Consider the following 21,109-nt stretch of genomic DNA (forward strand, 5'->3'; position numbering starts at 1 on the left):
AAAGGGCGGAAGACCCACAAGAACAGGGACAGAAGCGGAACTTCATGGGAAAGGGCGATCATAATGAGAGTTAAGACCACGCGGGCCAGCAGGCTGGTCCTGCTGCTGGCCTCCACGGCGCTGGCGCCACTGTCGGGCCTGCAATCGGCTCTGGCCGCCGATGTCCCTCCCGCCGCGCCGGCGGTCCCGGACTCTGCGGCGAATGACGGCCTGATGGAAATCCTGGTGACGGCGCAGAAGCGCAGCGAGAACCTGCAGAACGTGCCCATCAGCCTGCAGGCCCTGGGTGCTGCGACGCTGGAGCAACACCAGGTCCAGTCCTTCGACGACTACGCCAAGCAATTGCCCAGCGTGTCTTTCCAGTCTTTCGGGCCGGGCCAAAGCCAGCTGTTCTTCCGCGGCATCTCCTCCGGCGGCGACGGCCTGCCGTTCGGGGCCCTGCCCACCAGCGGCTTTTACTTGGACGAAATTCCGGTCACCACCATCGGCTCCCTGCTGGACATCCATATCTACGACGTCGCCCGGGTCGAGGCGCTGTCCGGGCCGCAAGGTACGCTCTACGGCGCCAGCTCCCTGTCCGGCACCTTGCGCATCATCACCAACAAGCCGGACACGTCCAAGTTCTCCGCCGGCTATGACGTCCAGGGCACCCGCTTCGACAAGGGCAGCCTGGGCGGCACCATCGAGGGCTTCGTCAACGTTCCCTTGAGCAGCAAGGCGGCGGTGCGCATCGTCGGCTATGATGAGCACGACGGCGGCTACATCGACAACACCTACCACCAGCGCACCTACCAGAGCCCCCATACCCTGGACGACGGCACGGTGGTCAACAGCCCCATCACCGTGGACAACTCCAAGTTCGTCAAAAAGAACTTCAACGATGTCGACACCTATGGCGGCCGCGTGGCCCTGGGCATCGACCTGGACGACGACTGGACCGTGACGCCGCAGGTCATCGCCCAGCACCAGCGGTCCAACGGCTCCTTCCTTTACGATCCCAAGGCCGGTGACCTGCAGGTCCACGACTATGCGCCGGAACGCAATATCGACAAGTGGTACCAGGCGGCCCTGACGGTCGAGGGCAAGGTCTGGGATTGGGATGTGCTCTATTCCGGCGGCTATATGCAGCGGTCGATCGACACCCATGCCGACTACAGCTATTACACCGTCGCGTACGACGCCTATCCGAACTACGGCTATTTCACGAATTCCATGGGTAAGCAGATCGACCCGACCCAATATTACTATGGGCATCAGGATCTGACCAAGCAAAGCCATGAGCTGCGCTTCAGCTCACCCGCCGCCAACCGCTGGCGGGTCACCGCCGGCCTGTTCTATCAAGAGCAGACCAACCAGTTCCAGGCCAACTATTACGCCCCGGGCTACGGGTCGTCCCAGCAGGGATCGCCCGTATATCAGGACGACATCTTCCTGACCAACGTGCACATCGTCGATCGCGACTACGCGGTGTTCAGCCAGGCTTCCTATGACATCCTGCCCAGCGTCACCCTGACCGGTGGCGTGCGCGGGTTCATCGCCGACAACACGCTGACCGGCTTCTCGGGTTTCGCCAGCGACGCTGCGAAGGCCGGCTGCGTGACGCCCTTCCCGTCGCTGAACAGCTGTTCCTACCTCAAGAAAAGCTTCAACGATTCCGGCGAGACCCACAAACTGAACGTGACGTGGCAGATCGACCCGGATCGCATGGTCTATGCCACATATTCCACCGGTTACCGCCCCGGCGGCAACAACCGGCGGGCGGCGGTTGAGCCCTATGGCTCTGATACCCTGGACAATTACGAGCTGGGGTGGAAGACGTCCTGGTTCGATCAAAAGTTGCGCTTCAACGGCGCCGTCTATTACGAGGAATGGAACAACCTGCAATACGCCCTGGTGGCGCTCAACTCCGGCAGCGTGACCAACATCTACAACGCCGGCGACGCCCGGGTGTACGGCGTCGAGACGGACATCACATGGGCCGTCACCCGCAGCCTGACCCTGTCGGCATCGGGCGCCTTCAACGACGCCCGACTGACGACCGACTTCTGCGCCATCGGCGCCAACAGTAACCCGGACTGCGCCTCCGGCATCATCGCGGCGCCGAAGGGCACGCGGCTGCCGGTGCAGCCCCGCATCAAATTCAACACGACGGCGCGCTATGAATTCCTGCTGGGGGATGTGGACAGCTTCGTCCAGGGTTCCCTGAACCACCAGAGCAGCACGCGCAGCTTCCTGGGGACCACGGCGGATGAACTCGTCGGCGACAGCCCGGGTTTCACCACCGTCGACGTGTCAATGGGCGGCAAGATCGGCAATACCACCGCCGAGTTCTATATCCAGAACCTGTTCGACGAACGTGGGGGGCTGACCCGGAACACCTTCTCCGCTCCGGAAATCTCCGGCCAGTACGCGCGCATCTATCCCACGAAGCCGCGACTGTTCGGCGTCAAGTTCGGTCAGAAGTTCTGATGTCCCGTCTGGCCTGCGGTCCCTCGGGCCCGCAGGCCGTCACGGCCGGCTGCTGCCGAACCGCGCGACCAGGTGATAGGCCGTGCCCAGGAAATACTGGCGCACGGCCGTGATCCGTTCCGAACTGCGCCAGGTCTGCCGTTCCACCAGCAAGCAGGCCGTGCCGGCCGGCGTTTTCAAAAGACGCGCGATCTCCGCATCGGCGGGAACGGCGGAAATGCGGGTTTCCGCCTCCGTCCACGGCACATGCCGCAACAGCCAGGTTCCCGGCGGCTCCTTCTCAAGGTCGGCGTCCGCGATGGCCGGCACCGCGGCCAAGCTGACCAGGCGGCGTTCCACCGCCAAGGGGACGCCGTCGGCGGAATGCAGGCCGTCCAACTGCAGCAGCCGGCGCCCGCCGGCCAGAAACTCCTCCTCGGCGTTCCCCCGGGCGGCCGCCCGCAGCTTCCGCACCAGCGGCTGATAGCCGTAGACATGGCCGCGTTTGGCCACCTCGACCGGCAGGTCCGGGACGTCCAGGATCATGGAATGCGCGTGGGGGCGCCCCACGAAGGAACCGGCGCCCTTGCGCCGTTCGATCAGACCGGCCGCGGCCAAGGCGGACAGCGCCTTGTTAACCGTCATGCGCGAGCACTGATAGGTCTGCATCAGCTCATGCTCGACGGGGAGCCGGTCTTCCGGTGCCAGCTTTCCCGACAGGATGGCCGACTCTATGTCCGTTCGAATGCGCTCATGCAGGGAAAGCGTCACTGGGTCAATCTTTCGAGGACTTGGCGGTAACGGGTGACAATGGCGTCCCGCCGTTGGTGCCGGCCAGTATTAACCACCTGCTCGCCCCGGCGCCAGACCCCGTCAATGGCCTGCCGGCCGGCGGCGAAGATCAGGGCGTCCAACAGCGCCGGGCCCCGCCGGCCATGCAGGGAGGGATGCCGGGTGTCAAGGCTGACCAGGTCCGCCGCGTGTCCGACCGCGATGGCGGCCGGGGCGCCCAGTGCGGCGGCGCCACCCGCCAGCGCGCCCTCCATCAAATCCTGGCCTGTCGACCGTCCCGGTGCCGTCGCGATCACGTTGCGGCTGCGGCCCGCCAGGCGCTGGCCGTATTCCAACAGCCGCAGTTCCTCGGTCGCGTCGATCAGGACGTTCGAGTCCGATCCGACGCCGAACCGGCCGCCGGCGGACAGGTAGGCGGCGGCCGGGAAGATGCCGTCGCCCAGGTTGGCCTCGGTGATGGGGCAGAGGCCAGCCACCGCGCCGCGCGCCGCCATGGCCGCGACCTCCGCCGGCGTCACATGGGTGGCGTGCACCAGGCACCAGCGGGCGTCCACGGCGGCGTTGGCCAGCAGCCATTCCACCGGCCGCGCTCCGCTCCAGGCCACGCAGTCCTCAACCTCCTTCACCTGCTCGGCGATGTGGATATGCACGGGGGCGGCGCCGGCCAGGCCGACCACCTGGTCCAATTCCTCGGGCGTCACCGCGCGCAGGCTGTGCGGCGCCACGCCGACGACCGCGTCGGGCAGGGCCCGCGCCTTGGTCCGCGCCCCATCCAGCAGGCGGGCGAAGCCGTCCAGGTCGTTCAGGAAGCGCCGCTGTCCATGCCCCGGCGCCGCGCCGCCGAAACCGGAATGCGCGTAGAACACGGGCAGGTGGGTCAGCGCGATGCCGGTTTCCGCCGCCGCCGCGACGATGGCGGCGGTCATTTCCGCCGGGTCGGCGAAGCGCCCGCCATCGCGGTCGTGATGGAGGTAATGGAATTCCCCGACACGGGTGAACCCGCCCTCCAGCATTTCCATATAGGCCAGGGCGGCAATGGCGTGCAGGTCGTCGGGCGAAAGGCGGTCGACGAAGCGGTACATGACGTCGCGCCAGGTCCAGAAGCTGTCGCCTGCCGGCCCGCGCACCTCCGCCAGGCCGGCCATGCCGCGCTGAAAGGCATGGCTGTGAAGGTTGGGCAGTCCCGGTGTGACCACCGGCCGCCGCTCATCACCGGCCTGGGGGGCGCGTCCCGTTCCAGGATGGCGATGACGCCGTCCCGGACCGTCAGCCGCACATTGTCCGCCCAACCCTCGGGAAGCAGGGCCTGCTCGAAATGGAAAGCCCCGTTCGAACCGCCGTCAGTGCCCATGGTGCATTCTCCTGTTGCGCCATATGTCTATACATTCTAAGGTGCGAACGCAACCATAGAGGCGGACCTGAGCCGCCGGGAGAACGGGCATGCGTTGCGACAAGCTTTGGACAAACGCCCATTTGGCGACTCTGGTCGGGGCGCGGTCTGGGCTGGGCATCGTTCGCGATGGTGTCGTGGCCATGCGTGACGGCCTGATCGCCTACGCCGGCGCCATCGCCGACGCGCCCGATTTCGACCCCGACGTGGTGGTGGACTGCGCTGGCCGCTGGATCACCCCCGGCTTGATCGATTGTCACACACACCTGGTCCATGGCGGAAGCCGGGCGCATGAGTTCGAATTGCGGCTGGCCGGCGCCTCCTACGAGGAGATCGCCCGGGCCGGCGGCGGCATCCTTTCCACCATGCGCGCCACGCGCGACGCCGATGTGGCGGCGCTGACGGCCAGCGCGCTGCCCCGTCTGGACGCCCTGATGGCGGAAGGGGCGACGACGGTGGAGGTCAAATCAGGATATGGGCTGAACCTGGAGGCGGAGTTGCGCATGCTGCGCGCCGCGCGGCGGCTGGGGCAAGCGCGGCCGGTGCGGATCGCCACCACCTTCCTGGGCGCCCATGCGCTGCCGCCTGAATTCGGCGGTGACGCCGACGGCTACGTCGACTTCCTTTGCGATACCGTGCTGCCCGCGGCGGCGGGGGAGGGGCTGGCCGATGCCGTCGACGCCTTCTGCGAAGGCATCGGCTTCACGCCGGATCAGACGGCGCGGGTGTTCGCCGCCGCCGCCGCCCATGGCCTGCCGGTCAAGCTGCATGCCGACCAGTTGTCCAACCTGGCGGGTGCCGCGCTGGCGGCCCGGCACGGTGCGCTGTCGGCCGACCACTTGGAACATACGGACGCCGGCGGCGTGGCGGCCATGGCGGCGGCCGGCACCGTGGCGACGCTGCTGCCCGGCGCCTTCTATTTCGTGCGGGAAACCAAGCTGCCACCCGTGGACGCCTTCCGTGCGGCCGGCGTGCCCATGGCCCTGGCCACCGACTGCAACCCCGGCACCTCGCCCCTGACCTCGCTGCTGCTGGTCATGAACATGGGCGCCACCCTGTTCCGCATGACGGTGGACGAATGCATTGCCGGCGTCACCCGCAACGCCGCCCGCGCCTTGGGGCTGCAGCATGAGATCGGCACGCTGGAGGTGGGCAAGTCCTGCGACCTGGCGATCTGGGATATCGAGCGGCCGGCCGACCTGGTCTATCGCATGGGGTTCAACCCCCTGCACGCGCGCGTCTGGCGGGGCAACTGAGATGACGGACTGGTGAGATGACGGACTGGCTGGAAATCCACCGCGGCGACGCGCCCCTGGTCGTGACCTTTCCCCATACCGGCACCGACATACCGGGTGGGTTGCTCGGCCGTTTCGCGTCGCCCTGGCTGGCGCGCAAGGACGCCGACTGGTGGATCGACCGGCTGTACGCCTTCGCGGCGGACCTGGGGGCCACCACCATCCGGACGCGGCTGTCGCGCAGCGTCATCGACGTCAACCGCGACCCCTCCGGCGCGTCGCTTTATCCGGGTCAAGCGACAACCGACCTCTGCCCCGTCACCACCTTCGATGGGGAACCGCTTTACGCCGGGCCCCCGCCGGATGCCGCCGACATCGCCGCGCGGCGGGCGGCCTACTTCGATCCCTACCATGCCGCCATCCGGGCCGAGCTGGCCCGGCTGCGGCGAAGCCATGGCGCCGTCGTCCTGTATGACGCCCATTCCATCCGCAGCGTCATCCCGCGCCTGTTCGACGGCCCCCTGCCGCAGTTCAACATCGGCACCAACGGCGGCGTCACCTGCGATGGGGCGCTGGCGACCGCCATCCACGACCGCTGCGCCGCCAGCGGCCACAGCCACGTGCTGAATGGCCGGTTCAAAGGCGGTTGGACGACGCGCCACTACGGCCGCCCCGCCGAGGGCATCCACGCCATTCAGATGGAACTGGCCATCCGGGGCTATCTCGCCGAACCCGACGAGCCCGGCCCCGGCACCTGGCCGCCCCCTTCGACCCCGCATACGCGAGCCCTCTCGTCACGATCCTGACCGGGATCCTGAACGACTGCCTCGCCTTCGCCACCAGCCTGGGAAGGACCCTATGAGCCGCATCGACAACACCCGTGTCATCCGCCCCGCCACCGGCACGGAACGCACCGCCAAAAGCTGGCTGACCGAGGCGGCGCTGCGCATGCTGATGAACAACCTGCACCCCGACGTGGCGGAACGCCCGGAGGAGCTGGTGGTCTACGGTGGCATCGGCCGCGCCGCCCGCGACTGGCAGAGCTATGACCGGATCGTGGAGGCGTTGACGCGGCTGGAGGCCGACCAGACCCTGCTGGTCCAGTCCGGCAAGCCGGTGGGCGTTTTCCGCACCCATCCCGATGCCCCGCGCGTCCTGATCGCCAACAGCAACCTGGTGCCGAAATGGGCCACCTGGGAGCATTTTCACGAGCTGGATCGCAAGGGCCTGGCCATGTATGGCCAGATGACGGCCGGTTCCTGGATCTACATCGGGTCCCAGGGCATCGTGCAGGGGACCTATGAGACCTTTGTCGAGATGGGCCGCCAGCATTACGGTGGCGACCTCTCGGGCCGCTGGTTGCTGACCGCCGGTCTGGGCGGGATGGGCGGGGCGCAGCCGCTGGCCGCCGTCATGGCCGGCGCCTCCTGCCTGGCCATCGAATGCCAGCGCAGCCGTATTGAGATGCGCCTGAGGACGGGCTATCTGGACCATGCCGCCGAAACCATTGATGAGGCGATGGCCATCATTGAACGCAGCTGTGCCGAGAAGAAGGCGGTGTCGGTCGGTCTGCTGGGCAATGCCGCCGAACTGCTGCCTGAGATGGTCCGGCGCGGCATCCGCCCGGATTTGCTGACCGACCAGACCTCGGCCCACGATCCCGTGAACGGCTACCTGCCCGCGGGCTGGACGGTGGGCGAGTGGGTCGAGCGGCGGGAACGCGAGCCGCAGGCCGTGGCCGCCGCCGCGCGCGCCAGCATGGCGGTGCACGTCCAGGCCATGCTGGACTTCCAGGCGGCGGGGGTGCCCACCGTCGACTATGGCAACAACATCCGCCAGGTCGCGAAGGACGAGGGGGTCGCCAACGCCTTCGACTTCCCCGGCTTCGTGCCCGCCTACATCCGCCCGCTGTTCTGCCGTGGCATCGGCCCCTTCCGCTGGGCGGCCCTGTCCGGCGATCCCGAGGACATCTACAAGACCGACGCCAAGGTGAAGGAGCTGCTGCCGGACAACCGGCACCTGCACAACTGGCTGGACATGGCGCGGGAGCGGATCCGCTTCCAGGGCCTGCCGGCCCGCATCTGCTGGGTCGGGCTGGGGGATCGCCACCGCCTGGGCCTGGCCTTCAATGAGATGGTGGCCAAGGGTGAGCTGAAGGCCCCCGTGGTGATCGGCCGCGACCATCTGGACAGCGGCAGCGTCGCCAGCCCCAACCGCGAGACGGAAGCCATGCGGGACGGCAGCGACGCGGTCTCCGACTGGCCGCTGCTGAACGCGCTGCTGAACACCGCGTCGGGCGCCACCTGGGTGTCGCTGCACCATGGCGGCGGCGTGGGCATGGGCTATTCCCAGCACAGCGGCATGGTCATCGTCGCCGACGGCACCCCCGAAGCCGCCAAGCGGCTGGAGCGCGTCCTGTGGAACGACCCGGCCACGGGCGTGATGCGCCATGCCGATGCCGGCTACGACATCGCCCGCGACTGTGCCCGCGCCATGGGCCTTGACCTGCCCGGCATCCTGGGATGAGCCCTGGGATGAGCGGTGTCCGGCTGCTTCCCTCGGCCTCACGGCCCGCCCAGCCGTGGAAGAACGGGGGCGGCGTCACCCGCGAGGTCGCCCGCCAGGACGACGGCACGGGCGACATCCTCTGGCGCGTCAGCATAGCGGAAGTGCGGGAGGCAGGGCCCTTTTCCCACTTCCCGGGCATCGACCGCGTGCTGGCGGTGCTGGACGGCCGCTTGCTGCTGGACTTCGGCGGCGGCACGGTCCCCGTCCTGGTGACGCCGGAAACGGCAGCCCACGCGTTTCCCGGCGACGTGCCGGTATCGGGAACGCCGGATGGCGGGGCCGTCACCGACCTGAACCTGATGGTGCGCCGGGGGGCCGCGCGGGGCGCGCAACACCGTTTGCCCCCAGGCCCGTCATCGCTGTCGGCCAACCCCACGGCGACGCGTTTGCTGGTGGCGGCCGGCGAGGCGCGGGTGACCTGCGGTGATGAGACGTACACCCTCGGCCGGCTGGACGCCCTGTCATTCGCCTCCGGCATGACGGCGCCCGTCTTGGTCCAGGCCGCCGCAGCCTGCTGGCTGGTCGACATCGTCCCCCTGACCGGTGCGGACGTACCATGAGGAGGCTTTTGCGCGCGGGTATTGGTTTCGCAATGGCGGCGGCGCTTTCCCTGTCGGCCGCCTGGGGAAGGGCCTCCGGGGCGGAGGAGCCGCCGCCCCGGACCGTCGTGATCGGGACGGAGGGGGCCTTCCCGCCGTGGAACATCACCCGGCCCGACGGCACCCTCATCGGTTTCGAGCCCGATCTGTTGCAGATCCTTTGCCAGCGGGCGAACCTGCGGTGCCAGTTGGTGGCCCAGGATTGGGACGGCATGATCGGCGCGTTGCAGGCCCATAAGATCGATGTCATCGCCGACGCGTTGCAGATCACGCCGGCGCGCAAGGCCGTGCTGGCCTTCTCCCTGCCGTACGCCATCACCACCGGGGTTTTCGTCACCCAGAAGGACAGCCCCCTGGCCCGCATGGCCAACCGGGGCCTGGTGCTGGACCTGGACGCCAGCCCCACGCCCGAGCGCCAGACCCAGGCGCTGGCGGCCCTGCGCGAGGAGTTGCGCGGCAAGACCCTGGGCGTCGCCATCTCCAGCACCTACGACGCCTTCCTGGACAAGTACCTGGCCGGCGTCATCACCGTTAAATCCTATCGCACCATGGGCGAACGGGACCTGGACCTGCTGAGCGGCCGCATCGACCTGACGCTGGACGACACGACCTACCTGCGGCCGCTGCTGGCCGCACCCGACGCGCAGGACCTGGTCCTGGTGGGGCCGGAGTTGATCGGCGGCGAACTGGGCGCCGGTGAGGGTTTCGGCTTGCGCAAGGACGACGTCGCTCTGGCGGAACGCCTGAACGCCGCCATCCGCTCCGCTGTGGAGGATGGCACCGTGCGGCGCCTCAGCCTGAAATGGTTCAAGGCTGACGCCACCCCGACCCTGGAGCCTCATCCGGCCGCCGCCGGCGGGAGCCCCCAACCGTGATGGACGACCTCACGCTCCTCGGCTTCGGGCCGGACGGCTGGGCGCCCCTGCTGTTGAAGGGCTGCCTGCTCACCCTGGCGGTGTCCGCCGCCTCCATGGCCATCGGCACGGTGCTGGGCGTCCTGCTGGCCTGGGCGCGGCTGAAGGGGCCGCGCTGGCTGCGGCGGACGGCGCTGGTTTATGGCGTGGTCTTGCGCGGCGTGCCGGAGTTGCTGGTCATCCTGCTGCTGTACTTCGGTCTGCCCTCCTTGATCCTGTCGCTGGCCGAGACCTTCGGCTGGGACGCCCCGGGGCTGCCGCCGCCCTTCCTGGTCGGCAGCCTGTCCGTCGGCTTGGTGTCTGCGGCCTACCAGGCCGAGATTTTCCGGGGTGGGGTCGGCGCCATTCCCAGGGGCCAGTTCGAGGCGGCGCGGGCCATGGGCTTTGGCGACCTCCTGTGCTTCCACCGCATCGTCCTGCCACAGGTGGCGCGCGTCGTCCTGCCCGCGCTGGGCAACGTCTGGCAGTTCAACCTGAAGGACAGCGCCCTTATCGCCGTCACCGGGCTGAGCGAGCTGATGCGCACCAGCCTGGTGGCCGCCGGGTCGACCCGGCATCCCTTCCTGTTTTTCGGCGTGGCCATGGCGCTTTACCTGGTGCTCACCACCCTTTCCAGCACGGCCTTCCACTATGGCGGCCGGTATTCCAACCGGTGGGACAGGGGCTGAGCGCGATGGGGGAGCATCTGACGTTCATCGGGTCGGTCACCGCGCAGCTGGTGCGCGCCGTGCCCGTGACCCTGCTGATCCTGGCGGTGTCCGGCGTCTGCGCCACGGTGCTGGCCACCGGCCTCACGGTCCTGTCGGTGGCGCGGTCGCCGCTGCCGCGCCTGTTCCAGCGCACCTGGACCTTCCTGTTCCGCGGCACGCCGCTGATCCTGCAGATCTTCATGATCTACTACGGCTTCGCCATGGTCCCCTGGATACGCCACGGTTTCCTCTGGACGGCGTTCCGGGATCCCGTCTTCTGCACCTGCCTGGCCATGACCTGCTGTTGCTCGGCCTATATCGCCGAAATCTTCCGTGGGGCCCTGGCCGCCGTGCCGCGCGGGGAGATCGAGGCCGGCCGCGCCTGTGGCATGACCGGGTTCATGCTGCTGCGGCGGGTGATCGCGCCGTCGCTCATCCGCATCGCGCTGCCCAGCTATTCCAACGAAATCATCATGATGACCAAGTCGACCTCGCTGGCCAGCACCATCACGGTGCTGGACATCACCGGCGTGGCGCAGCAGGTCATCGCCCACAGCTACCGCACCCTGGATGTGTTCTGCGCCGCCGCGGCGCTGTACCTGCTGATCAACGCCGGTCTGTCGGCCCTGCTGGCGGCCCTGGAACGCCGGTTGGACGTCGATCGCGCCGTCTCGTCCATCTCCGTTCCGCCCGTCGTGGAGCCGCTGTCATGACCCCGCCATCCCCCACCGTGCTGACCGCAACCAATATCCGCAAGTCCTTCGGCGACCGGGAGGTGCTGGCCGGCGTCTCGCTGGAGGCGCGGGAGGGGGAGGTCATTTCCATCCTGGGGGGCAGCGGCTCGGGCAAGAGCACCTTCCTGCGCTGCCTCAACCTTTTGGAGGTTCCCGACGAGGGCCAGATCGCCATCGGCGACGTGCAGGCGCCCCTGGCGCGCGACCGCCACGGCCGCCTGGTGGTTTCCGACGGCCGCGTCGCCGCCCGCCTGCGGACGCAGACGGCCATGGTCTTCCAAGGCTTCAATCTCTGGCCCCACCTGACGGTGCTGCAGAACGTCATGGAGGCGCCCTTGCGCGTCCATCGCCGCGACCGAGACGAGGTTCTGGCCACCGCGCGGACCCTGCTGGAACGTGTCGGCATGGCGGGTTTCCACGCCGCCTATCCCAAGCGCCTCTCCGGCGGGCAGCAGCAGCGGGTGGCCATCGCCCGGGCCCTGGCGACCAACCCGAAGCTGGTCCTGTTTGATGAACCGACCTCCGCCCTTGACCCGGAGCGGGTGCGCGAAGTGCTGGCCCTGATGCGGTCCCTGGCGGAGGAGGGGCGGACCATGATCGTCGTCACCCACGAAATGGCGTTCGCGCGCGATGTGTCCAGCCGGGTGGTGCACTTGATGAACGGGCGCGTCGAGTCCAGCGGCCCGCCCGCTCACATGTTCGGGCCCGACGCCTCCCCGGCGTTTCGCGCCTTTCTATCCCCCGCGGCTCTTTGACCCCGCGGCTCTTTGACCCCGCGGCTCTTTGACAAGGCGCCGCCTTCCCCTTCAAGCCCCTGTGCCGTGGCTCATCGTGCCTGAAGAACCGTCAGGCGGGAGCATGGCTTGCTGAGATGGTTGAAATAGTACGATGCCTGTTCAGCCCCACATGCGCGGGGAACACGCGGCAGGCAGCGCGGATGAGGCGGTATTCGACGGTTCAGCCCCGCACGCGCAGGGAACGCTGGGTGTCGGATGGCTGCGGCTATCGCAACGACGGTTCAGCCCCGCATGCGCGGGGAACACCGGAACTACGCCACCATGTCACCATCGGACGACGGTTCAGCCCCGCATGCGCGGGGAACACGGGAAATCCATGGCCATGTGATCATCAAGAACCGGTTCAGCCCCGCATGCGCGGGGAACACTCCGGGGCGCCGTGCTGGCCGTCAGTGGCGTGCGGTTCAGCCCCGCATGCGCGGGGAACACCAGCGCCAAGTCGATCAGATCCAGGCAGAAGCCGGTTCAGCCCCGCATGCGCGGGGAACACCTATCCGACACCGATCTTTCGCTGTACCGCGCCCGGTTCAGCCCCGCATGCGCGGGGAACACTGACGCCGTTTCCTCGCCCCGTCCGCAATCTCCGGTTCAGCCCCGCATGCGCGGGGAACACGCGCGGGCATACTCCGCCGCAGCCGAAGCCTCCGGTTCAGCCCCGCATGCGCGGGGAACACCTGTTGCAAGTAAGAACGGTCTGCCTGATACTCGGTTCAGCCCCGCATGCGCGGGGAACACTCCAGACTTATCATCTTCCTCAATATCTATGACGGTTCAGCCCCGCATGCGCGGGGAACACTCCAGCTGGAGGTTATTGATTCCCTTACCTATTCACAATGTCCAACAATCCACCGGCGTTTTTGCGGCCAGCGCGACGCGTTAAAACGGCGGGGTGTCCGGTGCCGGTGGGGGGCGGAACTTCACCAGGGTCAGGCCGTCGATATCCACCGGTTCGCGGCGGTTGGGGCCGAGGGCGGCGAAGGCGAAGCCGCTGTCGGTGGGGGCGCTCCAGGTCATGACGGCGTTGCCCTCGCCGATCATCTGCCCCACCTCGTCCCAGATGCGTTCGCGCACGCGGCGGGAGTAGACGCCGACATAGACGCCGGCGCGCACCTCCGCCAGCCACAGGGACAGGCGGCCGCGCAGGCGGGGTGGGGCGTTCTCAACCACGATGACCATCATCGCCGCTGCTCTCCTCCGGTGGGATGGCGGGTTCTGCCGCCTCCGGCGCCTCCTCCGGGGCGGCCAGGCCGCCGGCCGCGAGGATGGCGCCGATGTCGGGGATGACGCGCTCCAGGAAGCCGGTGCGGCGGAACAGGTCGCGGCAGGCGATGCGCACCTGCCGTTCCGGCGGCTCTTGCCCACCTTTTCCCTTCAGGATGCGCGCCGCCACCTGGAAGGCCGCCGGCACCACCGTCTCGAACTTGTAGAGGTCGGCCACGTCATAGACGAAGCTCTGCGGCTTGCCCCGGTGCAGGAAGCCGATGGCCGGCGCATACCCCGCCGCCAGGATGGCGGCCTCGCACAGGCCATAGAGGCAGGCGTTGGCCGCCGAGAGGCAGCGGTTGGGCAGGTCGCCGCCGGTCCAATCCTCCTGGTCATAGCGGCGGGCCTTCCAGGTCACCCCATGGCGCTGGGCCAGCAGTTGGTACATCGCCCGCACCCGGGCGCCCTCCATTCCCCGCAACTGGTCCACCGACCGCCGCTCCGGCGGTTCCTCCCCGAAGCGGCGGCGGAACATCTCGCGCACCACGTTCAGGCGCGCGGTTTCATCCAGGGCGGTGCGGGCCTGGAACAGCAGCAGGTCGGCCCTGGCCCCGCCCGGCTGGCCGGCGGCGTAGAGGCGCACGCCGGCTTCCCCCACCCAGATCAGCAGGCAGCCCACCCGGGCGCACAGCACCACCGCGGCGTGGGAAACACGGGTGCCCGGCTCCAGCATCAGGCAGGCCAGGCCGCCCACCGGGATCTGCATGCGGGTGCCGTTCTGGTCCACCAGGACGAAGGCGCCGTCCAACACGTCCAGTTGCCCATATTCCAGGAACAGGATGGCCGACCGCTCCTTCAACGGTATGGGGCGCAGCGGAACAAAGGGCGCCTCGGCCATGGCGGCTCAGACCGGGGGCAGGGGGCGCAGCAGCAGCAGGCCGCAGCCATAGGCCCGGGCCTTGCCCACACCGGCCAGCAGGGCGTCGGCCAGACGCTTGGGGTCCCGCACGTGCAGCACGCCGTCATAGTCCGCCACCGCGAAGCGCGCGGGCTGGGCGCCCTTGCGGGGCACGGCCACCTGCCGATAGCCGGTGGCCGAACACCGCTCCGCCTCGAAGGCCACGCCCAGACGGTCGGCGCGGGCGTACAGCCAGGACAGGGCGGCCGCTTCCTTCTCCTCCACCGTCAGCGCCTCCCCCTTGCGGGTGCGGGCGTGCATGACGGCGTCCACCCGCAGGCCGCGCTGTCCCGGCCGCGCCACGCTGGCGGCGGGGTTGGCGCGCAGGCTGAAGGCATAGGCGCCGCCCTCCGGCGGGGCGGGGGCGTAGGGCTTGGTCTCCACCACCCAGATGCCGGTGTCGGCCAGCGGCGGGCGGCGGGAGACGACCAGGAAGCGCCCCGGTTCCGTCTCGCGGTACAGGAAGTCGCGCGCCGCGTCCGGGTCGTCGCCGAACAGGGTCCACACCAGCCGGTGCCCCTGGTCGGTCTGGCTCTGGTCCAGCAGCAGGCGGGCCAGGTTGCGGGCGGCCGGCGCGTCCTGGCGCAGATGGGCGCGGGTGATGAAGCTCATGCCGCGTCCCCCTCGCCGACGATGGGCGCCCGCCAGGACAGCCGTCCCTCCCGCCGGTCGGTGAAATGCCAGCGGGCGCGGTCGTCCACGGCGTCGCGGCGCTGGCGGTGTTCCCCGTCCTCGTCCCCGGCCAGCACCCGGGCCTCCTCCGCGTCCAGGCCGGCGTCCCACTCGAACCAGACGTCGCGGGCTGCGTCGGCGGGCGGTCGCACGCGCGTCAGCCACGACGGCAGCTTCAGGCCGGCGGCACCCTCCGCCGCGTCATAGGCGCTGAAGGCCGCCAGCAGACCCTCGGCGGCCAGCGTGCGGGGGCGGGGTGGGCGCCCCAGCGGGCAGCTCTTGCGCCCGAGGTAAAGGGTGTAGCGCGGCCGCGCCAGGGCGGCGGCCAGGGCCGGCAGGGCGGGTGCCGTGTCCCCCCGGTGCCACAGGGCCACGGTCGCCGCCGCCTCCAGCCGGTACAGGCGCTCGGACAGGACGGTGTTCACCTCGTCCTTGGGGCCGGCCAGCTCCTCCCGCCGGGTGCGCCACTGGGCGTTGCGGCGGGCCTTGGGCGCCTGGGCGGTGTGATAGTCGCGCAAGGGCCGGCCGGCCGCGTCCTGGCGGACGGCGAAGCCCAGGCCGGCCTCAAGCGCCGCGTGGCCGGCCGTATCCTGGCGCGTCAGGCCCAGGGCGGCCGCCACCAGGCCCAGGACGGCGGACTTGGACGGCAGGTCCCACACCGGGCGGCGCTCGCCCACCGCCACGGCGCCCCAGGCGGCCATGGGCCCTTGCAGGCGGAAGATCAGGAAGTCCCGGCTGGCCATGGCTCAGGCGCCGGCCCGGGCGGTGGCCGGCGCACTGGCGGCGGCATCGGTGACGGCGGCGCGGGCGGCGGCGATCAGGTCGGCCAGGCTGGCGCTGCCGGGATCGTCCACGTCCATCACATGGCTGGCCAGGTCCTCGTCATAGGCGCGCCTGAAGCCGTCGCGCAGGGCGGTTAGGCGGGCGACGGACTCCTGGTACTGGTCGGCCTCGCCCGGCCGCGCGCCCACCGGCAGTTGGAAGGCGCCGGCCAGGCTGCGCGGCGCCTCGTCCCCCGTTTCCAGCAGGGCGTAGCGCGCCTTGGCCCGGCTGGCATAGGCGTTCTGCTTGCCGCCCGGGCTGACGGTGGTGGCGGCGCGCACCAGGGCGGCGACGGCGTCGGCGGCCAGTGCCGCGTCCCCCGCCAGGTTGTCCAGCAGCAGGCCGGCGTCGACACAGATGTACAGGTAGAACAGCCCGGCCCCGAACTCCTGCACGCCGATGAAGCCGGCGCCCCGGTCGGCCGCCTGGTCGGCGTTCTTGATGTCATCCACGGCGGTGTAATAGTCGTCCTCCACCACCGCGCGGTGGGTGGTGAAGGCGTGGGCCACCTGCACCGCCGCCTCGATGTTGTGGACCGGGTTGTCGGCCAGCATGCGGCCGAACATGGCGATGTCGGCGGCGCGCGGCTTGTCCTTCAGCACCAGGATGGACTTCTCCTCCAGCGCGTCGGGTTGGGCCATACGCTCGGCCAGGCCGGCGATGGCCTCCAGCTCATCCGGGCCCAGGTGCACGAGCTGCTCGGTCAGGGCGACGGCACCCTTCTTGACCTTGCCCAGCTTGGCGACGGTGATCACCGCCTCCGCCCGGGCCACCGCGTCCTCCCGCGTCAGCCCCCGGGCGACCAGCGCGTCCACCAGCGCGCCGGCGAAGGCCTGCGACCGGGTGCCCAGCGCGCCGGGCAGTCCATCGGCGAAGACGGCGGAGGTGCGGAAGGCCCGCTTCAGGCTTTGCGAGGAGATGCGCAGCCGCTCCGCCCCGCCGAACAGCACGGTCTTGGGCCGGCCGGTATCGTCGCGGTTCAGGTTGGCGGCGGGGTAGGTGGTCAGCAGGTGCAGTTGCAGGAAACGCGGCATGGTCAGGCGGCTCCGGGTTCGGGGGCGTCTTCGCCAAAGGGGGTGGAAGGGGTGGGGGCGGCGGCGCTGCGGCCCGCCGGCTCCAGGCCGTAATAGGCGCGGGCCCAGGCGCGCCGCACCTGCGGCCGGGCGCGCCACAGGAACAGGCTGGCGCCCAGCTCGCCCACGGGCGCCGCCCGGCCCAGCAGGGCCACCAGGCGGCGGGCCTGGTCCATCAGCTCGGCCGCCGTCTCCACCCGCATCAGGCGCAGGAAGCGCGCCTCGGCCAGCAGGCGCGGCGTGCCGTCGTCCGGCCCGCCCAGTAGGGCGGCGGTCTTCCGGCCGGGCTGGTCGGCGCGCACATGGGCCAGGGTGGCGGCCACCACCACCAGGGCCTCATCCCACGCCAGGGGCAACAGGGTCTGCGGCTGCCATGCCCGGGCCGTTCGGTACAGCCGGCGGAAGGCTTCCTCCGTCAGGGCGGTGGCCAGGTCGGGCACGGGCCCGGTGCCGTCGTCGCGCGTGTCCAGGCGGCGCAGGCGGGCCAGGGCGGCGCGGTTGGGGTTGAGGTGGCCGTTGGCGGCGTCGGTCAGGCCATCCCACCACCCCTGGAACAGCGGCCGGAAATGGGTGACCAGATCGCGCGGGGGGCTGGAGAGGGCGCCGCCGGCGGGTATCGGGCCCGGATCGGCGGCGGGGGCGGGGGGTGGCGGGGTGGTCAACGGCGTTCCCTTTTCCAGGTTCGGCGTGGGATGCGGCGGGAGGACGGCGGGTCAGGCGCGGGCCTTGCGGATGCCCATGCCGCCGGCCTTCAGTAGCCGCTTGCCCAGGTCGTCCCGGGCGTACAGCAGGCGGTGGGGGGATTGGTCGGTCAGGCCGTCCAGGTCCACCGTCTCATCGAAGATGCGCCAGGCGGCGGCCCGCAGCGTGCTGGTCCACCCCTCGCGCAGGTCGTGGTCGGCGGCCAGGCTCTCGCGGTGGCGCAGGCGCAGGGCCGTCACCAGGGCGCGGAAGGCGCCCTCCGTCTCCCGCCACAACCGTTCCGCCGGTTCCGGCAGGGCGTCCAGGGGCAGTGTCTCCGGCAAGCGGTAACCGTGGCCCTGGCGCTGTCCGTACAGCGCCAGCTTGGCGGCGAAGCGCACCGCCTGGGCCGTGGCCTCCGCCGCCTCCGCCGCCGCCAGCAGGGCGGCGCTCAGCGCCTTGCCCTCATCCCCCTGCACCGGCACCCAGGGCAGCCGCATCTCCAGCCACTGGCGGGCCTTCATGTTGTCCATGTCGAAGCCCAGGGCGCGTACGCCCTCATGGCCTAGTTGGTCCTCGATCTCGTCGCGCCGGTCCTGCCACAGCGCGACCACCCGCGCCGGGGCGCCGCGCAGGCCCCACCAGGCCAGCCAGTCGCCATAGTCGCTGGCCCCTGCCTGGGGGTGCAGGGGCAGCAGGCCGGCCTTCTTGTCCTCACGATAGGGCGACAGCGGATGCTGCCAGCCGCTGGCGTAGCTGGCGCCATAGTTCAGGGTGCGGTAGCCGGTGACCAGGGGGCCGCGCCCGCCGCCCAGGCCGCACGCCCCCTCCGCGGCGCCGAACACCAGGCGGATGCGGCGGGGGCAGGCGAAGAAGGCCATGGCCGGGCTGGTGTCGTCCGGCGTGGTGGCCTGGTCGTTCTTCGACACCCGCGTGGGGGACAGCCAGGGGAACACGCGCTCCGGCGCCGCCGCGACGTCGATGGGGTCATAGCCCGCATCCGGCACGTTGGCCCACAGCAGGTCCCACAGGGTGGCGACCTCCGTCCCGTCCGCCCGCTTGCGGCTGGGCGCCAGCAAGGTGGTCAGCGGCCCGCCGCCGCGCAGCGAGGTGCGGTGCCCCGCCCCGCCGGAGGGCGCGTAGGTCTGCAGGGTGATCAGCGCGGCGGCGGCATAGGGCAGGCACAGCGCCAGATCCTCCCGTCGCTTGATGAACAGGTCGGCGTTGTTCTTGACCGTGTTCTCGCCGGGCGCGTCGATCAGCAGGCCCGACAGGGGCCGCGCCTCGGCCCCGGCCAGGGCGTCCCAGTCCTGGAAGGCGGCCGGGCCGGTCGCGCCGTCACCCCCCGGGCCACCCCCCAGGTCGAAATAGGGCGCCAGCGGCGCCAGGGCGGCGGCCAGGTCCGCCGGCGTCGGCGGCGCGCCGAAGCGCCGCGCCCATGCCCGGTGCCCCGCCGGCCGCAGGGCCAGGAACAGCACACCGATCAGCCATTCCGTGACGGCGGCGTTCCAGTCCGGCCGGGGAAAGTCCAGCGCCACCACCGGATCACCATCCGCCGTCAGCCCGGCCGGGCTGACCGCATGCCGGGCCCCGGAGGCGCGTCGCACGGGCAGCCAGGCATCGGTGATCAGGTTGAGGGGCATCAGGCAACCTTAGTCGGCGGGTATGTGTCCGCTATCGGGTATTTGCATTTATGATTTCTGCTCTTGAGATATACAACCTAAAAGATGATGCGTGGACCCTCCTTCTTGCCGGTGCCGAAGGGCAAAATGGGCGCCGGGCTATCGGGCCTCCACGGCCGTTTTCGGGCGGTGGATTCTTGGACATTGTAAAAAGTATTACAAATCAATAGCCTCCAGTTGGAGTGTTCCCCGCAGGCGCGGGGCTGAACCGGTGTCCGGGAAGATTGGCGTAACGGTCCAGCAGTGTTCCCCGCAGGCGCGGGGCTGAACCGCGCAACTTCACCTATTCCAACGCCATCATCCCGTGTTCCCCGCAGGCGCGGGGCTGAACCGCCTTACCAACCAGGATTTGCCTGCGGCTACGGGTGTTCCCCGCAGGCGCGGGGCTGAACCGCGCTGGACGTTGGCCAGGCCAGCCGACCGCTTGTGTTCCCCGCAGGCGCGGGGCTGAACCGCCTGGTCACCCACGAAAATGGCCATCGGGAGTGTGTTCCCCGCAGGCGCGGGGCTGAACCGGGTTGGCGGCGGCGGATGACGTCCAGGTCCAGGTGTTCCCCGCAGGCGCGGGGCTGAACCGATCGCCTTGGCGTCCTTCACCCCCTGCTTTTCGTGTTCCCCGCAGGCGCGGGGCTGAACCGCCCTGCAGAACACCAAGGCGACCACCAGCGATGTGTTCCCCGCAGGCGCGGGGCTGAACCGGAACAGGACTACATCAGGCTGGCCGGCGAACAGTGTTCCCCGCAGGCGCGGGGCTGAACCGGGCGACGGCACCGCCGTACTCCAGGACGGCATGTGTTCCCCGCAGGCGCGGGGCTGAACCGGCGGTGTATCAGCTCTCCGGATGCGTCGTGGGGTGTTCCCCGCAGGCGCGGGGCTGAACCGCGTTGTCCGGAATGCGCCGAAGCGGTGTTGGTGTGTTCCCCGCAGGCGCGGGGCTGAACCGCTATGGCCGCCACAAACTAGACCCGGCCCCCAGTGTTCCCCGCAGGCGCGGGGCTGAACCGGTGGCGGGGGCGAAGCTGCGACGACGGACCAGGTGTTCCCCGCAGGCGCGGGGCTGAACCGCACCGGGGATGGGCCGCCCTGCCCCCGCTGATGTGTTCCCCGCAGGCGCGGGGCTGAACCGCTGGGTGGACCGGGGGTTGATCACGGCCGACCGTGTTCCCCGCAGGCGCGGGGCTGAACCGTCGTCCCTGTCTATCGACATTCCCATGTCGGAGTGTTCCCCGCAGGCGCGGGGCTGAACCGAGGTGTACAACAACCTGTCTCAGGCCCAGAAGGTGTTCCCCGCAGGCGCGGGGCTGAACCGCTGGTCAGGTCCAGATCCGCGACGGTCAGGCCGTGTTCCCCGCAGGCGCGGGGCTGAACCGCTCGCAGTACGGCCCGTCCCACAGCGCCTCGAGTGTTCCCCGCAGGCGCGGGGCTGAACCGTAGGCCCGCAGCACCAGCTTGCACAGGTCGATGTGTTCCCCGCAGGCGCGGGGCTGAACCGGAGATCGGTGATGCCCGATGGATCATTTATCCGTGTTCCCCGCAGGCGCGGGGCTGAACCGCACGATGCAGAACCGCGACGTGCCGGGGTCTTGTGTTCCCCGCAGGCGCGGGGCTGAACCGCTCCAGCAGATCGACAGCATCGCCAAGAGCATGTGTTCCCCGCAGGCGCGGGGCTGAACCGGTGCCAATTCGGCGGGTTGGCAACCGCCATAAGTGTTCCCCGCAGGCGCGGGGCTGCCGCTCCTGGCGCTTCCGCTCGTCCTCATCCCACCCGCAGCCCGGTGGCCGCGTCGTACAGCACCGTCTGCTCGGCGCCCCGGCGGTCTTGCCAGCGGCCGGTCCATAGGTCTTGTCCCGG

General features: G+C 69.9%; 18 protein-coding genes, 1 pseudogene and 2 CRISPR repeat arrays. Of the genes and pseudogenes, 9 read left to right on the top strand and 10 right to left on the bottom strand.

Going from position 1 to position 21,109, the window contains the following annotated elements:
- The first annotated feature begins 63 nt into the window (after positions 1-63).
- Positions 64-2,469 carry a TonB-dependent receptor gene (locus ULB03_RS22990; protein WP_322485425.1) on the top strand — a complete coding sequence of 802 codons (2,406 nt, stop codon included), beginning with the start codon at positions 64-66 and terminating at the stop codon, positions 2,467-2,469.
- Between the two features lie 39 nt (positions 2,470-2,508).
- On the opposite strand, the gene hutC is transcribed toward ULB03_RS22990, so the two are convergent.
- The 3 genes and pseudogenes from hutC to ULB03_RS27530 form a co-directional block, all read right to left on the bottom strand.
- Positions 2,509-3,219: a histidine utilization repressor gene (gene hutC / locus ULB03_RS22995; protein ID WP_322485426.1), complete on the bottom strand. Its 711-nt coding sequence runs from the start codon at positions 3,217-3,219 to the stop codon at positions 2,509-2,511.
- A complete protein-coding gene (locus ULB03_RS23000) occupies positions 3,216-4,436 on the bottom strand; it encodes a formimidoylglutamate deiminase (RefSeq protein ID WP_322485427.1) in 1,221 nt (406 codons plus the stop codon). Before ULB03_RS23000 ends, hutC begins: the two co-directional genes overlap by 4 nt.
- Positions 4,437-4,501: 65 nt before the next feature.
- A pseudogene (locus tag ULB03_RS27530) lies at positions 4,502-4,591 on the bottom strand (hypothetical protein); the annotation flags it as partial.
- Positions 4,592-4,680: 89 nt separating this feature from the next.
- Between ULB03_RS27530 and hutI the strand changes: the two are divergent.
- From hutI to ULB03_RS23040, 8 genes are read left to right on the top strand one after another with little or no spacing between them, the layout of a single operon-like run.
- Complete coding sequence (gene hutI / locus ULB03_RS23005; RefSeq protein ID WP_322485428.1) at positions 4,681-5,886, top strand: imidazolonepropionase; 1,206 nt, start codon at positions 4,681-4,683, stop codon at positions 5,884-5,886.
- A 17-nt stretch (positions 5,887-5,903) separates the two neighbouring features.
- On the top strand, positions 5,904-6,671 hold the full coding sequence (gene hutG / locus ULB03_RS23010; protein WP_322485429.1) for an N-formylglutamate deformylase: 768 nt from the start codon (positions 5,904-5,906) through the stop codon (positions 6,669-6,671).
- Between the two features lie 52 nt (positions 6,672-6,723).
- Entirely contained in the window at positions 6,724-8,391 is a 1,668-nt protein-coding gene (gene hutU / locus ULB03_RS23015; protein ID WP_322485430.1) for a urocanate hydratase, read from the top strand.
- Positions 8,392-8,399: 8 nt separating this feature from the next.
- Positions 8,400-8,993: a HutD/Ves family protein gene (locus ULB03_RS23020; RefSeq protein WP_322485431.1), complete on the top strand. Its 594-nt coding sequence runs from the start codon at positions 8,400-8,402 to the stop codon at positions 8,991-8,993.
- Between the two features lie 32 nt (positions 8,994-9,025).
- Positions 9,026-9,907, top strand: a complete 882-nt coding sequence (locus ULB03_RS23025) for a transporter substrate-binding domain-containing protein (protein ID WP_322485432.1) — start codon at positions 9,026-9,028, stop codon at positions 9,905-9,907.
- The gene (locus ULB03_RS23030; RefSeq protein ID WP_322486227.1) at positions 9,907-10,614 is read left to right on the top strand and encodes an ABC transporter permease; all 708 of its coding nucleotides are present in this window, start codon (positions 9,907-9,909) and stop codon (positions 10,612-10,614) included. The genes ULB03_RS23025 and ULB03_RS23030 overlap by 1 nt, the downstream gene beginning before the upstream one ends.
- Positions 10,615-10,619: 5 nt before the next feature.
- Positions 10,620-11,348: an ABC transporter permease gene (locus ULB03_RS23035; protein ID WP_322485433.1), complete on the top strand. Its 729-nt coding sequence runs from the start codon at positions 10,620-10,622 to the stop codon at positions 11,346-11,348.
- Positions 11,345-12,124: an ABC transporter ATP-binding protein gene (locus tag ULB03_RS23040; RefSeq protein WP_322485434.1), complete on the top strand. Its 780-nt coding sequence runs from the start codon at positions 11,345-11,347 to the stop codon at positions 12,122-12,124. The genes ULB03_RS23035 and ULB03_RS23040 overlap by 4 nt, the downstream gene beginning before the upstream one ends.
- Before the next feature lie 137 nt (positions 12,125-12,261).
- Positions 12,262-12,962: a CRISPR direct-repeat array (repeat unit 29 nt; unit sequence CGGTTCAGCCCCGCATGCGCGGGGAACAC).
- A gap of 80 nt (positions 12,963-13,042) precedes the next feature.
- Here ULB03_RS23040 and cas2e read toward each other — a convergent pair.
- Genes cas2e through casA form a run of 7 tightly spaced genes read right to left on the bottom strand, consistent with a single transcriptional unit; the run spans position 13,043 to position 19,218 of the window.
- Complete coding sequence (gene cas2e / locus ULB03_RS23045; protein WP_322485435.1) at positions 13,043-13,345, bottom strand: type I-E CRISPR-associated endoribonuclease Cas2e; 303 nt, start codon at positions 13,343-13,345, stop codon at positions 13,043-13,045.
- Positions 13,326-14,267, bottom strand: coding sequence for a type I-E CRISPR-associated endonuclease Cas1e (gene cas1e, locus ULB03_RS23050; RefSeq protein WP_322485436.1), 942 nt, complete (start codon positions 14,265-14,267; stop codon positions 13,326-13,328). The genes cas2e and cas1e overlap by 20 nt, the downstream gene beginning before the upstream one ends.
- 6 nt (positions 14,268-14,273) lie before the next feature.
- Positions 14,274-14,939: a type I-E CRISPR-associated protein Cas6/Cse3/CasE gene (cas6e, locus tag ULB03_RS23055; RefSeq protein ID WP_322485437.1), complete on the bottom strand. Its 666-nt coding sequence runs from the start codon at positions 14,937-14,939 to the stop codon at positions 14,274-14,276.
- Positions 14,936-15,742, bottom strand: a complete 807-nt coding sequence (cas5e, locus tag ULB03_RS23060) for a type I-E CRISPR-associated protein Cas5/CasD (RefSeq protein ID WP_322485438.1) — start codon at positions 15,740-15,742, stop codon at positions 14,936-14,938. The genes cas6e and cas5e overlap by 4 nt, the downstream gene beginning before the upstream one ends.
- Before the next feature lie 3 nt (positions 15,743-15,745).
- Entirely contained in the window at positions 15,746-16,855 is a 1,110-nt protein-coding gene (cas7e, locus tag ULB03_RS23065) for a type I-E CRISPR-associated protein Cas7/Cse4/CasC (protein ID WP_322485439.1), read from the bottom strand.
- A gap of 2 nt (positions 16,856-16,857) precedes the next feature.
- Positions 16,858-17,556 (bottom strand): type I-E CRISPR-associated protein Cse2/CasB, encoded by a 699-nt coding sequence (gene casB / locus ULB03_RS23070; RefSeq protein WP_322485440.1) that lies wholly within the window; start codon positions 17,554-17,556, stop codon positions 16,858-16,860.
- Positions 17,557-17,607: 51 nt separating this feature from the next.
- Entirely contained in the window at positions 17,608-19,218 is a 1,611-nt protein-coding gene (gene casA, locus ULB03_RS23075; protein ID WP_322485441.1) for a type I-E CRISPR-associated protein Cse1/CasA, read from the bottom strand.
- 221 nt (positions 19,219-19,439) lie between these two features.
- Positions 19,440-20,993: a CRISPR direct-repeat array (repeat unit 29 nt; unit sequence GTGTTCCCCGCAGGCGCGGGGCTGAACCG).
- Positions 20,994-21,109: the final 116 nt, after the last annotated feature.

The organism is Nitrospirillum goiasense (assembly GCF_034427435.1).
Lineage (GTDB): Bacteria > Pseudomonadota > Alphaproteobacteria > Azospirillales > Azospirillaceae > Nitrospirillum.